This window comes from Mycetocola spongiae (assembly GCF_020424085.1).
GTDB lineage: Bacteria > Actinomycetota > Actinomycetes > Actinomycetales > Microbacteriaceae > Mycetocola > Mycetocola spongiae.
This window is the reverse complement of record NZ_CP080203.1, coordinates 2,040,054-2,053,343: the sequence shown is the minus strand read 5'-3', so window position 1 is coordinate 2,053,343 and position 13,290 is coordinate 2,040,054. Positions and strand designations below refer to the sequence as shown.

General features: G+C 66.8%; 14 protein-coding genes. 10 read left to right on the top strand and 4 right to left on the bottom strand.

All coding sequences use genetic code 11. The annotated features are described in order from the left end of the window. Positions 1-9: 9 nt before the first annotated feature. From KXZ72_RS09330 to KXZ72_RS09295, 8 genes are all read left to right on the top strand, one after another. A complete protein-coding gene (locus KXZ72_RS09330; RefSeq protein WP_226080483.1) occupies positions 10-1,389 on the top strand; it encodes a glycine--tRNA ligase in 1,380 nt (459 codons plus the stop codon). A 143-nt stretch (positions 1,390-1,532) separates the two neighbouring features. Further along, complete coding sequence (locus tag KXZ72_RS09325; protein ID WP_226080481.1) at positions 1,533-1,847, top strand: DUF4190 domain-containing protein; 315 nt, start codon at positions 1,533-1,535, stop codon at positions 1,845-1,847. A gap of 75 nt (positions 1,848-1,922) precedes the next feature. Then, the gene (locus tag KXZ72_RS09320; RefSeq protein ID WP_226080479.1) at positions 1,923-2,303 is read left to right on the top strand and encodes a hypothetical protein; all 381 of its coding nucleotides are present in this window, start codon (positions 1,923-1,925) and stop codon (positions 2,301-2,303) included. A gap of 9 nt (positions 2,304-2,312) precedes the next feature. Further along, the gene (locus KXZ72_RS09315) at positions 2,313-2,711 is read left to right on the top strand and encodes a phage holin family protein (protein WP_226080477.1); all 399 of its coding nucleotides are present in this window, start codon (positions 2,313-2,315) and stop codon (positions 2,709-2,711) included. Then, a complete protein-coding gene (locus KXZ72_RS09310; RefSeq protein WP_226080475.1) occupies positions 2,698-2,937 on the top strand; it encodes a hypothetical protein in 240 nt (79 codons plus the stop codon). The genes KXZ72_RS09315 and KXZ72_RS09310 overlap by 14 nt, the downstream gene beginning before the upstream one ends. Before the next feature lie 205 nt (positions 2,938-3,142). Next, entirely contained in the window at positions 3,143-3,931 is a 789-nt protein-coding gene (locus tag KXZ72_RS09305) for a uroporphyrinogen-III synthase (protein ID WP_226080473.1), read from the top strand. 176 nt (positions 3,932-4,107) lie between these two features. After that, the gene (locus tag KXZ72_RS09300; RefSeq protein WP_226080471.1) at positions 4,108-4,419 is read left to right on the top strand and encodes a hypothetical protein; all 312 of its coding nucleotides are present in this window, start codon (positions 4,108-4,110) and stop codon (positions 4,417-4,419) included. A 661-nt stretch (positions 4,420-5,080) separates the two neighbouring features. Then, a complete protein-coding gene (locus tag KXZ72_RS09295; RefSeq protein ID WP_226080469.1) occupies positions 5,081-7,015 on the top strand; it encodes a hypothetical protein in 1,935 nt (644 codons plus the stop codon). A gap of 960 nt (positions 7,016-7,975) precedes the next feature. On the opposite strand, the gene KXZ72_RS09290 is transcribed toward KXZ72_RS09295, so the two are convergent. Genes KXZ72_RS09290 through trhO form a run of 4 tightly spaced genes read right to left on the bottom strand, consistent with a single transcriptional unit; the run spans position 7,976 to position 11,463 of the window. Then, positions 7,976-8,584 carry a GNAT family N-acetyltransferase gene (locus tag KXZ72_RS09290; RefSeq protein WP_226080468.1) on the bottom strand — a complete coding sequence of 203 codons (609 nt, stop codon included), beginning with the start codon at positions 8,582-8,584 and terminating at the stop codon, positions 7,976-7,978. Beyond that, a complete protein-coding gene (locus KXZ72_RS09285) occupies positions 8,571-9,560 on the bottom strand; it encodes an MDR family oxidoreductase (RefSeq protein WP_226080467.1) in 990 nt (329 codons plus the stop codon). Before KXZ72_RS09285 ends, KXZ72_RS09290 begins: the two co-directional genes overlap by 14 nt. 53 nt (positions 9,561-9,613) lie before the next feature. Continuing rightward, on the bottom strand, positions 9,614-10,564 hold the full coding sequence (locus tag KXZ72_RS09280; RefSeq protein WP_226080466.1) for an L-lactate dehydrogenase: 951 nt from the start codon (positions 10,562-10,564) through the stop codon (positions 9,614-9,616). After that, the gene (gene trhO, locus KXZ72_RS09275; protein ID WP_226080465.1) at positions 10,561-11,463 is read right to left on the bottom strand and encodes an oxygen-dependent tRNA uridine(34) hydroxylase TrhO; all 903 of its coding nucleotides are present in this window, start codon (positions 11,461-11,463) and stop codon (positions 10,561-10,563) included. Before trhO ends, KXZ72_RS09280 begins: the two co-directional genes overlap by 4 nt. A 192-nt stretch (positions 11,464-11,655) precedes the next feature. Between trhO and KXZ72_RS09270 the strand changes: the two genes are divergently transcribed. Together KXZ72_RS09270 and KXZ72_RS09265 are read left to right on the top strand one after the other, a co-directional pair. Continuing rightward, a complete protein-coding gene (locus tag KXZ72_RS09270) occupies positions 11,656-12,450 on the top strand; it encodes an enoyl-CoA hydratase/isomerase family protein (RefSeq protein ID WP_226080461.1) in 795 nt (264 codons plus the stop codon). Further along, a complete protein-coding gene (locus KXZ72_RS09265; protein ID WP_226080459.1) occupies positions 12,451-13,278 on the top strand; it encodes an SDR family oxidoreductase in 828 nt (275 codons plus the stop codon). Positions 13,279-13,290 lie beyond the last annotated feature (12 nt).

The following is a 13,290-nucleotide window of genomic DNA, read 5'->3' as shown; positions in this document are numbered from 1 at the left end:
GGAGCCACAGTGGCAGCCAGCCGTCTCGATAAAGTCATCGCCCTCGCCCGTCATCGCGGATTTGTCTTCCAGGCCGGTGAAATCTATGGTGGATCGCGTTCCGCATGGGATTACGGCCCTCTCGGTGTCGCGCTTAAGGAAAACATCAAGCGCCAGTGGTGGAAAACCATGGTCCAGGGTCGCTCCGACGTCGTGGGACTCGACTCCAGCGTGATCCTTCCCCGCAAGGTCTGGGAGGCCTCGGGACACGTGGAGGTCTTCACAGATCCCCTCGTGGAATCCACCATCACCCATAAGCGTTACCGCGCGGATCACCTGTGGGAGGCCTTCGAGGCCAAGCACGGCCGCGAGCCCGCGAGCTGGGACGAGATCCCCGACCCCGATACCGGAGTCCGCGGAAACTGGACCGAGCCCAAGGCCTTCTCCGGCCTGCTCAAGACCACGCTGGGTCCCGTGGAGGACGAGTCCGGAATGCACTATCTGCGTCCCGAGACCGCCCAGGGTATCTTCGTGAACTTCGCCAACGTGCTGCAGGCCTCGCGCCAGAAGCCGCCGTTTGGAATCGGCCAGATCGGAAAGTCCTTCCGTAACGAGATCACCCCCGGAAACTTCATCTTCCGCACGCGCGAATTTGAGCAGATGGAGCTGGAGTTCTTTGTGGAGCCCGGCACCGATGAGCAGTGGCACGAGTACTGGCTCGAGGAGCGCATGAAGTGGTATACCGACCTGGGTATCGACCGCGATAACCTGCGCTTCTTTGAGCACCCCAAGGAAAAGCTCTCGCACTATGCCAAGCGCACCGTGGACGTGGAATACCGCTTTGGTTTCCCCGGCGGCGAGTGGGGCGAGCTGGAGGGTGTGGCCAACCGCACCGATTATGACCTCAAGACCCACTCCGAGGCCTCGGGCAAGGACCTGTCATATTTTGACCAGCCCAAGAACGAGCGTTGGATCCCCTATGTCATCGAGCCCGCGGCGGGTCTGACCCGCTCGCTCATGGCGTTCCTCGTGGACGCCTATGACGAGGAGGAGGTTCCCAATTCCAAGGGTGGCGTGGATACCCGCACCGTCCTGCGCCTCGACCCGCGCCTGGCCCCGGTCAAGGTGGCCATCCTGCCGCTGAGCCGGAACGAGGCGCTCTCGCCGCTGGCCCGCGAGGTCGCCGCCGAGCTGCGCGAGACCTGGAACGTGGACTTCGACGATGCCGGCGCAATCGGCCGCCGCTACCGCCGCCAGGACGAGGTGGGTACGCCCTTCTGTGTCACGGTGGACTTCGATTCGCTCGAGGATAAGGCCGTCACCGTGCGTGACCGCGACAGCATGAAGCAGGAGCGCGTCGCGATTGCCGACCTCTACCTGTACTTCGCCGAGCGCCTGCGCGGAGCCTAGGCTTCACCGCTCACGAGCCCCGCGGGTCATCCCGCGGGGCTCGTGTCGTTAAGACACAGATTTCTCTGCGGATATCCATCCGGGGCGGCTAAGATCGGGGCGTCGGAGGCGGAGCGTGTCCGCCCCACGGGGAGAGATAAACCATGACCTATGAGCAGCCCGCGGGCCCCCAAACCTCTGCAGCCTCGGCGCCCGTTATGCCGGGCTGGAACGTCCTGGCAATCATCGGGTTTATCGTTTCCGTGCTGGGTATGCCGGTCGTGGGAATTGTGCTCGCGGCCGTGGGCCTGGGCCAGATTCGGCGCACGGGCGAGCGCGGGCGGGGCCTGGCGATAGCCGGCATCATCGTGGGTTCGGTGGTGGTGCTGGCCTATATTGCGCTGGGCATCTTTCTGCTGGTGGGGCTCCTGATCGTATCCTCCTCCTCCGGCGATGCCCTCGCGCTCATTGCGGGATAGGTCCGACAGCCATGCGGGCGGTTTGAGGGCAAGGCGCTACGCTGGGAAGATATCTGACCGATGAACGAGGGAGACATGATGCGAGGCAAAATTCTCTTTGTCGCGGGACTGGCCACCGGGTATGTCCTGGGAAGCCGAGCCGGGCGCCAGCGCTACGAGCAGATCAAGAGCGGCTGGCTGAGCGTATGGCATACAGCCCCGGTGCAGAACCAGGTGGAGAAGGTACAGTCCTTCGCCAAGGCCCGCGTGAGCGAGGTCCCCGGGATGCTCTATAGCGGAGTGCGTAAGGTCGCCACGGTCATCGCGAGCGATTCCCCGGCCGAGCCCGCCGCCAAGGAGGCCAAGCCCGCTGCCAAGAGCGCGGGAACCTCCACCACGAAGGCCGCAGGCGCCTCCAAAAAATCCGCGTCCACCAAGCCCGCCGCGGGTAGCACCGGCGCCGGGGCAAAGAAATAGAGTCGCGGCATGAGTGATTCCTCCAAGCGTTCGCTGATCGCGCTGATCGCCGATCTGCCGGGCCAAATCTCGGCGCTCGTGAAGGCCGAGATCGAACAGGCCAAGGTTAAGGCCATCCACCTCGGCAAAAACGCCGGAATGGGTGCGGTTTTTGTGGCCGTGGCCCTGATCTTTGTGTTTTTTGCCGTGGGTACGCTGGTGGCGGTCATCATCCTGGCGCTCGCGCTGGTGATGCCCGCATGGCTCGCGGCCCTCATCGTTTTTGTGCTGTTTATTCTCCTGGCCGCCGTATTTGGGTATATCGCACTGCGATACTTTAAGCGCCTGAGCGAGGAGCAGGGCCCGATCGAGGGTCTGCAGAAGGATTTTCGAGCGGTAAAGGGAGTGGGCGAATATGAGCGTAAATAACGCACAATCACCCGAGCAGGCCCGTCAGGACCTGGTCGCTACGCTGAACGCGATTGAGGATAAGCTCAACGTCCCCAAGCGGGTCTCCCATGCCGCCGACCGCGGCAAGATCCGCGCGCGCAGGCTGCGTGCCAAAAACCCCGCGGGCTTTTATGCCGGGGCTGTTGCCGTGGCGGGTGCCGCGGGCCTCGTTGCCTGGGGCCTCGTGCGGGCGCTGAGCCGCTAGACCACGCGCCAAGAAAAGGGCCGTCCCGGACAGGGGCGGCCTTTTCCGTTCCCGTAATCGCCGTTCACCGCGTGTATTCCCGGCCGCCCGATTTCGCCTCTGGACCATTAAGGGCGATCATGGGTAGGGTAGGGCACGTCCACCGTGCCCTTTGCCGCCCCCGCAAAGTGAGGTGCGGCCGCGATCGTTCCACAAAGGCAACCCGATGACTACAGCAGATTTGTCCTCCAAGCCGCTGGCCGGCTGGCGGATCCTGGTGCCCCGAGGAGGGCCCTGGGGAGACGGCGTCGCCGCCGAGCTTCGCAGCCGCGGAGCCACGCCGGTGATCGCCCCGATGGTGAATTTTGCGCCCACGGATGATCCCGAGGCCCTGGCCTCGGCGCTCGAGGCGCTCCAGCAGGGGGCCTTCGACTGGCTCACCCTGACCAGCGCCACCACGGTGGATGTGCTGTATTCGCAGGGGGTGAAGATCCCCGCCCATACCAAGATTGCCGCGGTGGGAGAGACCACTGCGGCGGCGGCACAGGCAGCGGGGTTTACCGTGAACCTCGTGCCCGAGCAGGATAATTCCGCCTCCGGCATGGTGCGCGAGCTGGCCGAGCGCGAGCCCGAGCCGCGCCGCTTCCTCACGCTGCGCGCCGAGGATGCCAAACCCGTTCTTACCCGCGGCCTGATCGCCGCGGGACACGATGTCCTCTCCGTGATGGCGTTTCGCACGGTCGGCGAACCGGTCTCGGAAAAGGTGGTCGCCGATGTCCACAGCGGCCGCATTAATGCCCTCCTGGTGACCTCGGGCAGCATCGCCGAGCAGGTGGTGAAGCAATTCGGGGCGATCCCGCAGAGCACCCTCGTGGCCGCAATCGGCCCCCGCACCGCAAAGGACGCCGCCGCGGTCGGCCTCGAGGTGCACCTTGTCGCCCGCCATCAGACGGTTACCGCGCTGCTGGATGCGGTGGTCACCGCATCCGATAACGGCGCCACTTTCCGCCGCTGAGTTCCCGGGGTGGGCGGTGTCGCCCACCCGCGTGGCCCGCGCGCCGAGTGGCCGAGTGGCCTCGTGCCCGGGGTGGGTGGCGTCGCCCGCCCGTGTGGCCCGCGCCCCGAGCGGCCTCATGACCGGGGCGGGGTGCTTCCGCGGGCGGCTCCGCTCTCGCCCGGGTGGGCCTCGAGGTGCACCTTATTGCCCGCCATCAGAGGGTTACCGTGGTGCTGGATGTGGTGGTCGCTGCCTCCGATAAGGGAGCCACTTTCCGTCGCCGAGTCCCCGAGGTGGGTGGCGTCGCCCGCCCGTGTGTCCCGCGCGCCGAGTGGTCTCGTGCCCCGAGCTGCCTGGTGCCCGGGGGCGGGGTGCTTTCGCGGACGGCCCCGCGCTCGCCCGGGGCGGGCCTCGACGTGCGCCTTGTTGCCCGCCATCAGATGGTTACCGTGCTGTTGGATGTGGTGGTCGCTGCCTCCGATAAGGGAGCCACTTTCCGTCGCTGACCTCCCGGGGTGGATGGCGTCGTCCACCCGTGTGGCCCACGCGCCGAGTGGTCTCGTGGCCGGGGTGGGGTGCTTTCGCGGCCGGCTCCGCTCTCACCCTGGGGTGGGCCTTGCGGTGCGCGTTATTGCCCGCCAGCAGATGGTCGCCGTGCTGCTGATGTGGCGGTCATTGCCTCCGATAACGGCGCCACTTTCCGTCGCTGAGCCCCGGGGTGGGCGGCGTTGCCCGCCCGTGTGGCCCGCGCCCCGAGTGGCCTCGTGCCCCGTGTGGTCTCGTGCCCGGGGGTGGGGTGCTCCCGCGGGCGGCCCCGCTCTCGCCCGAGTGGCGCAGATCCGCCGCCGCCGAGCGGGCGCGTGGCCGTATTCTCCTCCGGGGTCTGCCCGTTTCACCGCGGGTGGCTTGGGCTCCCATGTGGATGCCGTTCCGGGTTCGCGGTGATGCCGCCCGTTGCGGGGAGTATTGCCGCGGGTTTGTTGATCCCGGCGCGGTACACGATATTTGGGTGTGCGTCGGCCGCCCCTCGCGGCCACTGCCGCCTCCGCGGCCACCGCCCCGGGCGGGAGTGGAACGGGCCCGCGCCGCGCCCTCCCGGGATGCTTGTTATGACTTTGTGAGGTGTCTTCACCCCATTATCAGGGGGAAGAGTGCAGACTAGTCAGTATGGCTAGCCTCCTTCTGCACCCCGACCGTCTCGAAGTGAAGCTAACGGCGGCGGAAAAGGCCTTCTCCTGGCGCAAAGACAACGTCATCATTCCGCGCGAGGCCATCCGCTCGGCCACGATCACGGAGGATCCGTGGATCTGGCTGCGCGGCATCCGCGCACCCGGCTGGAGCATCCCCCTCACCCTCGCGGTGGGCCAGTGGAAATTCCACGGGGGCAATGATTTTTTGGTGATTCGGGGATCAAAACCCTCGGTGGTTTTTGACCTGATCGATAGCGATTATAGCCGCGTCATCGTCACCACCCGGCATGCGGCCGAGCTCATCGCCGCGCTGCGCCTGGACACCCCCAAGGCCCGTCCCGGCCGTCGCCCGGCCGGGGGCAAAACGACCCGTGCCGCCAGGATCGACGCCCGTCGCGCCACCGAGGCAGACGTGGCCGCGCTGATCGAATCCGGTATCGATGTCTCCCCGGCCTCGGTCACGGGCGTGAAGCCCGGGCTGATCCATAAGCTTCGGGCCCGCAAGGCCGAGGGTGTGGACCTGATGTCGGGTAAGCCGGTTGAGCCCACCCCGGAACAGCCCACCACGGCCGCCGTACCCGCGCCCGTGGAGAGCGTGAACGCGGCGGGTGAGACCATCATCACCGATACCTTCCTGGAGTTCTCGGAGAAGGCCGCCCCCAAGACCATCACCACGGTCACGCGGGTGAAGGCCCCGGGTGCCCCGGCCGCCGCGGCGAAGAAGCCCGCGGCCAAGAAGCCTGCCGCGAAGAAGCCCGCGACCAAGAAGGCCGCGGAGCCGACCACGGTCACGCCCGCGGAGAAGAAGGCTACGGCGAAGAAGGCCGCGGCTCCGAAGGCCACCGGCACCCGGAAGCCCGCTGCCCCGGAGGTCGCCGCGAAGAAGTCCGCGGCCCCGAAGACGGCGGCAAAGGCCCCGGCGAAGAAGGCGCCGGCCGGCGCCGCCGCGGAGCCCACCACGCCCGTATCCACCACAAAGCCCGCCGCCGCAAAGGCTTCTGCGAAGAAGGCCGCCTCCGCCACCTCCTCCACACCGGCATCGGCGACGTCCAAGGCTGCCGCCAAGAAGGCCGCGACTCCCGCGTCCACTCCCGCCGCCGAGACGACCGTCGCCAAAAAATCGTCCGCGCCCGCGGCCAAGAGCACCGCGTCGAAGCCTGCCTCGGCATCCTCCGCCAAAGCCGACACCACCCTAAAGGGTGCCGCCTCCGCGACGGCCGCCTCAAAGACCGCCGCATCCGCGTCCGTCGCGTCGAAGTCCACGGCATCGAAGTCTGCGGCCCCGTCATCGTCGGAGTCCCCGGCGGCGGAGCCCAAGTCCACGACCTCCAAGCCCACGACGGCTTCCGCGTCGAAGCCCGCGGGGTCCGCGTCCGGGGCCACCGCGTCTTCGGGTTCGAAGTCCGCCGCGTCGAAGTCTGCCGCATCGGAGCCCAAGTCCGCGACGGCTTCTGCGTCGAAGTCCGCGGGGTCGACTCCCGCGTCGTCGAAGGCCAAAACCTCCACGCCCGCCGCGTCTAAGTCTGCCGTGTCGAAGTCTGCCGCGTCGGAGCCCAAGTCCGCGACGTCTTCGGCATCGAAGCCCGCCGAGACTAAGCCGGCAGCCGCGAAGGCCGCGGCGATAAAGTCGGGGACTACCGCGTCCGCGGAATCCACTCCCGCGACCCCGAAGCCCGCAAAGAGCAAATCCGCGGCCGCCACGTCGACACCCCCGTCGCCGGCCGATGCTCGCCCCGAGCCGGCCAAATCCGCGGCAAAAAAATCCACCGACACGACCTCACCCGCCACGCCCGCAGAGGAGAAGACGCCCGCTAAACCGGCGGCCACGAAGGCGAACGCGTCGCCGACCACCGCGCCCGCGCAATCCTCCCGCCCCCGGGCAAAAAAGGCTCAGGCCCCCGAGGAAAACTAGCACCGGGCGTGTTCCGGCCGCCGCCGGCGGGCGGAACACCCCCGTGTTTTCCCGTGGCACGGATCATGCCTGGCTGAGGCTTTGGCCACACCTATGTTTGGCTTGGATTGGACCACACTCGCGTTTGGCCTGGGACCGGACCACGCCTGCCTCCTGTTTTGGCTTGGGCTCGCCCGCGGCCCGGGTTCATTGGGGGAGGGGCCCGCCGGGTGGCCGAGGCCTGGGTCTATTGGTCTGGTGTCCTCGTGTGAGCAGGTTCCCGTGCCGGATGGCCACCGTTGCCCACCGGGCTTGGCCGGGGCCGGGTTTGGGGGTGATTTAGATCTGCCGCGTGAAGATTCGACGGGTGCGCCCTCGGCGTGGGCTTCCGGGCCACACCCGTGTTTATTCGTGGCGGGGGCTCGCCCGCGACTTGGGTGCGTTGGGGGAGGGCTCCGCCGGGTGGCCGGCGCCCGGGTCTATTGGGGTGGTGTCCTCGGGGGAGCAGGTTCCCGTGCCGGATGGCCCCATTGCCCATCGGGCTTGGCCGGGTTGAGGGATGTTCAGGATCTGGCAGCGCGAAGATTCGGCGGGTGCGTCCTCGGCAGGGGCGGCCGGGTCATACCCGTGTGTGTTCGTGGCGTGGGCTCGCCCGCGACTCGGGTCTATTGGGGTAGTGCCCGCGGGCGATTGGACTCTCGTGTCGGGTGGCCACCGTTGCCCACAGGGTGGCAGGGGTCGGGTTGAGGGTGGATCAAGATCTGGCCGCGTGAAGAATCGGCGGGTGTGCCCCCGGCGTGGGTGGCCGGGCCGCTTTTGTGAGGGCCGTCGGCGGGAGCCCGGACGCGGTCCGAACTACCCCGGTTCGTCGGCCGGAACGAGGCTATGGGATTGGTCGGGCCGTGCATAATTAGCGTGGAGCGCCTGCCGTGCGGGGCCGGGCGAGCCCGGGGCCGGAGTGGCGACCGCACCGGCGCCTGCCTAACCGGGGATGGGTTTCGCGGCGGCCGGCCACTCGCTATCGTGCAGGATCAGCTGGGAGAGCACGTGATCCTGCCAGGTACCGGCGATTTGCAGATAGGCCGGGGCGAGCCCAATCTCGTGAAACCCCGAGGCCCGGAGCACCGCGCGCGAGGCCGCGTTATGCGGCAGTGCGGCGGCCTGGAGGCGATGCAACCCCAGGCTGTTGCGCGCAATCTCCGCGGTGCGCGCGATCGCCGCACGGGCAAGCCCGCGCCCCGTGAATTCCGCATCCACCCAATAGCCCAGATTGGCGCTGCAAAACGGTCCGCCGGAAATTCCCGAAAGCGTCGCGCGGCCGATGATGCGGTCCCCGGCACAGAGCACCAGCGGAAGCATTTGCCCATCCCGGCAGGCAGCGTGCAGGTTAAGCGCCTCCACCGACTGGGCATCGTCGCGAAAAAAGGACTCGCTGCGCAGCGGATCCCAGGGTGCAAGATGGGCCCGATTTTTGCGATGGGCCGCCGCGAGGGCGGGCCCATCACCCCCGGCGATCGGCCGCAGCACGATATCGGGTGCGATCTCCCGGTGGGCCCAGAGATCGCTGTTGGCGGGTTTAGGCGTCGACATCCACGACCGTTCGGCCGCGGAGTTTCCCGGCGAGAATCTGTTCGGCCGCCGTGCCCGCCTCATCCAGCGCGATGGAACTCGTCAGCGAGTCGAGAAGCCCGATGTCCAGGTCGCGGGCGAGACGCTGCCAGGCCCGCTCCCGCAGGGCGCTCGGGGCGTATACCGAGTTGATTCCGGTCAGGCTCACGCCACGCAAAATAAAGGGCATCACGGTACCCGGCAGATCGATTCCCTGGGCGAGGCCACAGCTGGTGGCGACGCCACCATAATCAAGGCGGGCAAGAGCGTTCACCAGTGTATGGCTGCCAACCGAGTCCACCACCGCCGCATAGCTCTGCTTCTGGAGGGGCTTGCCGGGCTCGGATAATTCGGCGCGATCCAGGAGCGCGGAGGCCCCCAGATGCCGCAGGAAATTTCCCTGCTCGGCGATGCGACCGGTGGAGGCCACCACTTCATAGCCGAGGCCGGCGAGGAGCGCCACGGCGATGCTGCCCACGCCGCCGCTCGCCCCCGTAACCAGGACCGGTCCGGAGGAGGCGGTGATGCCACGATCCTCCAGCGCAAGCACCGAGAGCATCGCGGTGAACCCGGCGGTACCGATCGCGGCGGCGCGAAAATTGCTCAGCGTCTCGGGCACACGAACCAGATCATCGCCGTTTACCCGGGCAAACTGCGCCAGCCCTCCGTTATGGGTCTCGCCGAGCCCGGCACCGTTGATAAGCACGCGCTCGCCCACGCTCCAGCGCTCCTGGGTGGAGGAGCGCACCATTCCGACCAGGTCGATCCCCGGGATCAGGGGAAGCGTGCGCAGCACGCCGGGACGCCGGCTCAGCGCCAGGCCGTCCTTATAGTTGATGCCGGAAAACTCCACGCGGACCAGGGTGTCGCCCTCGCCCAGCTCCGCGGTGGACGTGGGCCGGATATGGGTGTCATCCTCGCCCACCCACCAGGCGTTAAACATCTCTGTCTCAGTCATGATCCCAGCCTATCCAGCACCACCGGGGAAACCCAGGGCGGCAGGGCAAACGACTAAAAACCGAGTGCGGTGGCGCTGGCGCGCAGCGCCGCGGCCGAGGCATGGAATTGCGCAAGCTCGCGTGTGTCCATGGGAACCTCCAGCAGGCGCTCAACCCCGCGCGACCCGACAACCGAGGGCACGCTGAGCGCAACACCGTCGAGGCCACGATAGCCTCGCAGCAGCGAGCTCACGGGTAGCACCGCCTTTTCATCGCGCAGGATTGCCTCCACGATGCGGGCGGCCGAGAGCCCAATCGCATAATTGGTGGCCCCCTTGCCCTCGATCACCGTATAGGCCGAGTTCACCACCTCGTGGTGCAGCCGCGAACGTACCTCCTCGGTGAAAAGGGGGAGCCCATCGGCGCCCGCCCATTCCGCGAGCGGGGTGGGGCCGATCTTTGCCTGGGACCACAGCGGAAACTCGGTATCGCCGTGCTCGCCGATGATGGCGGCATGCACACTGGCCGGTGCCACCCCCGCGGCGCTGGCCACGAGCCAGCGCAGGCGCGCCGAATCAAGAACCGTGCCGGAGGAGAAGATGCGTCCCGGGGGCAGATCCACCAGGGTTTCGGCCTTCACGGTGAGAACATCGCAGGGGTTGGTGACCAGGATGAAAACGGCGCGGGGCGCGAGTTCCACGAGGGTGGGGAGGAGCGATTCCAGGATGCGCGCGTTCACCCCGGCCAGATCAAGCCGGGTCTGGCCCGGGAGCTGTTTTGCCCCCGCCGTGATGACCACCACGTTTGCATCGGCCACCACCGAGATATCGCCGCCGCCGCTGACCACCGTGGCCCCGGTGAACGGGGACCCGTGGGAGAGGTCAAGCACCTCGGCCTCGGCCCGCGCCGCGTCCACATCGTAGAGGGCAATCTCCCGGGCTGAGCCGCGAATCAGCGCCGCATAGGCAAGCGAGCTACCCACGCTGCCGGCACCGATGATGGCCAGCTTGGAGTTTTCGATCATGCCGTCACGGCAACGTGCGCGGGGCAGAGCGGCTCCGCCGCGGAATGCTCGGCGCACACCACAAGCTGTGATCGGCAGGAGGGCTCGGCACAGTTTTGCATGAGGTTGGTGAGGGAATCGCAGGTCACGCAGTGACCGATCCGCGGGGTATCGGGACCAAAATCGAGGGATCCGCGACGGTCGAAGACGTAGAGGGAGCCCTCCCAGAGCCCCGTGTCTCCGAATTTCTCGGCATAGCGCACGATTCCGCCGTCGAGCTGGTAGACCTCGTCAAAGCCGCGGTTTTTCATGAGGCCGGAGAGTACCTCGCAGCGAATTCCGCCGGTGCAATACGTGACGATGGGGGAGCCCTTGAGGTGGTCATAGCGCCCGGAGTCGAGCTCGGCGACAAAGTCTCGAGTGGTGGAAACATCGGGGATCACGGCATTTTTGAATCTGCCGATCTCGGCCTCAAACGCGTTTCGGCCGTCAAAAAATACGACGTCTTTGCGTGAGGCGACGAGTTCGTGGAGCTCCTCGGGCGCCAGGTGCACTCCGCCACCGACCACGCCGTTTTTGTCCACGACCAGTTCGCCGGGGGCGCCGAAGGACACGATCTCATCGCGTACCTTCACGCTGAGCTTGGGGAAATCCAGGCTGGAGCCGGACTCATCGAGCCCGCTCCCCTCGGACCATTTGATGTCCATGTTTTTGAACGCCGGGTATTCGCGGGTCTTGCGCAGATAGCGTTTCACCGCGGAGAGTTCCCCGCCAACCGTGCCGTTCATGCCATCGGCCGAGAGCAGGATCCGTCCGCGCAGCCCGAGGGACTCGGCCAGGTCGCGCTGCCACAGGCGAATCGCTTCGGGGTCCGCCAGCGGGGTGAAGACGTAATAGAGCAGGATCTTCGAAATGGCCATACGGTCAAGTTTAGCCGCGGGAATACCGGGAGGCCGCCGCTTGGAGAAGTCACCCGGGGATTGCGAGAAGGATTGTAGGGTGGCCACAACTGGGTGGGCGTGGTTTCGGGGGCCCGTGGCCGCTTCCGCACAAGGTTGGGCACGGCCACCCGCGGCGTCGCCTAGGCTCAACCGAGACGAATGGAGATAGCGATGACGCTCGATGATCCACGGAATAATATTTTGTATCGGGTTGACGCCGGCCTGGCCCGGATCACCCTGAACCGTCCGCAGAGCCTGGGGGCGATCGACCGCGATTCCGCGCTGCTCTGGCTGGAGATCGCCCGCGATCTGCGTGATCGGGACGATGTGGGTGCGGTGATTTTTGACTCGAACGGGCCGGCCTTCTGCGCGGGCGGCGATGTGCTCTCGTTTGCGCGGCTGGGCGAGGGGGCGGCCGCCGCGGTGGGCGAATTGGCCGACGTGATCCACGAGGGGCATCGAATTTTTGCCTCCATTTCCGTGCCCATCGTGACCGCCGTGCAGGGGGCCGTGGCCGGCGGAGGGCTGGGTTTCATGCTCGTGGGTGATTATGTGGTGGCCGCGAGCCGTGCCGTATTTGTTTCTAAATACGCCGATATCGGGCTGACCCCGGACTGCGGCGTGAGCACGCTGCTCCCCGAGGCCGTGGGAATGCGGCGTGCGCTGGAACTCACCCTCACCGATCGGGTCTTGGATGCCGATACCGCACTGGCCTGGGGGCTGGTGAATGAGGTGGTTGCGCCCGAGGAACTGGCCTCGCGCGCTGAGGCCGTGGCCGCACACTGGATGAACGGTGCCACCGCCGCCTTTGGTCAGGCCAAGCGCCTGCTGCGCGCCGGAATTGCGCGACCGTATGCCGAGGGGCTGGACGATGAGGCGCGCACGATCGCCGCGGCCGTGGCCAGCGAGGCCGCCCGCACTCGAATTGCCGCGTTTGCCGCCCGCTCGAATAAGGGAGAGAAGTAGATGACAACCACACTGCAGGGAAAAACGATTCTGATGTCGGGTGGAAGCCGCGGTATCGGGCTGGCCATCGCGCTGCGCGCGGCCGCCGATGGCGCGAATATTGTGATGCTGTCCAAGACCGATAAACCCCATCCGGCGTTGCAGGGAACCATCCACACGGCCGCCGAGGAGATTCGCGCGGCCGGTGGCCAGGCGCTCGCCGTGGTGGGGGATGTCCGCAATGACGATGATGTGCTGCGGGCCGTACTGGAGGCCGTGGGCGCCTTTGGCGGCGTGGATATTGTGTTGAATAACGCAAGCGTTATTAACCTGTCGGGCACGCTCGAACTGGAGCCCAAGCGGTTTGACCTGATGCAGGATGTGAATATGCGGGGCACGTTTATGCTGTCTCGCGCGGCACTGCCCGAGCTGCTGAAGGCCAAAAACCCGCATATCCTCTCGCTGTCGCCGCCCGTGAGCCTCGACCCGCGCTGGCTGGGTGCGCACACCGGCTATACCCTGGCCAAATTTGGAATGTCGCTGGCCACCCTGGGTATGGCCGCGGAATTTGGGGAGCGCGGGGTGGCGGCCAATACGCTGTGGCCCAAGACCACGATCCGCACGGCGGCGGTGGCGAATATCCTCGGGGGTGAGGAGCTGATGCGGCGCAGCCGTACCCCCGAGATTTATGCGGATGCCGCCTATCTGGTCTTGACAACGCCCTCGCGTGAACTGAACGGACGGTCGTTGATCGTGGAGGATGTGCTGGCCGAGCACGGAATCACGGATCTGTCGAAGTATTCGCCCGGCGTGGACGAGTCCGAGCTCTTCCCCGATATTTTTCTCTAGGAACCCCACACC

Coding starts and splice junctions, on each gene's coding strand:
- KXZ72_RS09325 (WP_226080481.1), top strand. CDS start 1,533: ATGACCTATGAGCAGCCCGCGGGCCCCCAAACCTCTGCAGCCTCGGCG.
- KXZ72_RS09320 (WP_226080479.1), top strand. CDS start 1,923: ATGATGCGAGGCAAAATTCTCTTTGTCGCGGGACTGGCCACCGGGTAT.
- KXZ72_RS09315 (WP_226080477.1), top strand. CDS start 2,313: ATGAGTGATTCCTCCAAGCGTTCGCTGATCGCGCTGATCGCCGATCTG.
- KXZ72_RS09310 (WP_226080475.1), top strand. CDS start 2,698: ATGAGCGTAAATAACGCACAATCACCCGAGCAGGCCCGTCAGGACCTG.
- KXZ72_RS09305 (WP_226080473.1), top strand. CDS start 3,143: ATGACTACAGCAGATTTGTCCTCCAAGCCGCTGGCCGGCTGGCGGATC.
- KXZ72_RS09295 (WP_226080469.1), top strand. CDS start 5,081: ATGGCTAGCCTCCTTCTGCACCCCGACCGTCTCGAAGTGAAGCTAACG.
- KXZ72_RS09290 (WP_226080468.1), bottom strand. CDS start 8,584: ATGTCGACGCCTAAACCCGCCAACAGCGATCTCTGGGCCCACCGGGAG.
- KXZ72_RS09285 (WP_226080467.1), bottom strand. CDS start 9,560: ATGACTGAGACAGAGATGTTTAACGCCTGGTGGGTGGGCGAGGATGAC.
- KXZ72_RS09280 (WP_226080466.1), bottom strand. CDS start 10,564: ATGATCGAAAACTCCAAGCTGGCCATCATCGGTGCCGGCAGCGTGGGT.
- trhO (WP_226080465.1), bottom strand. CDS start 11,463: ATGGCCATTTCGAAGATCCTGCTCTATTACGTCTTCACCCCGCTGGCG.
- KXZ72_RS09270 (WP_226080461.1), top strand. CDS start 11,656: ATGACGCTCGATGATCCACGGAATAATATTTTGTATCGGGTTGACGCC.
- KXZ72_RS09265 (WP_226080459.1), top strand. CDS start 12,451: ATGACAACCACACTGCAGGGAAAAACGATTCTGATGTCGGGTGGAAGC.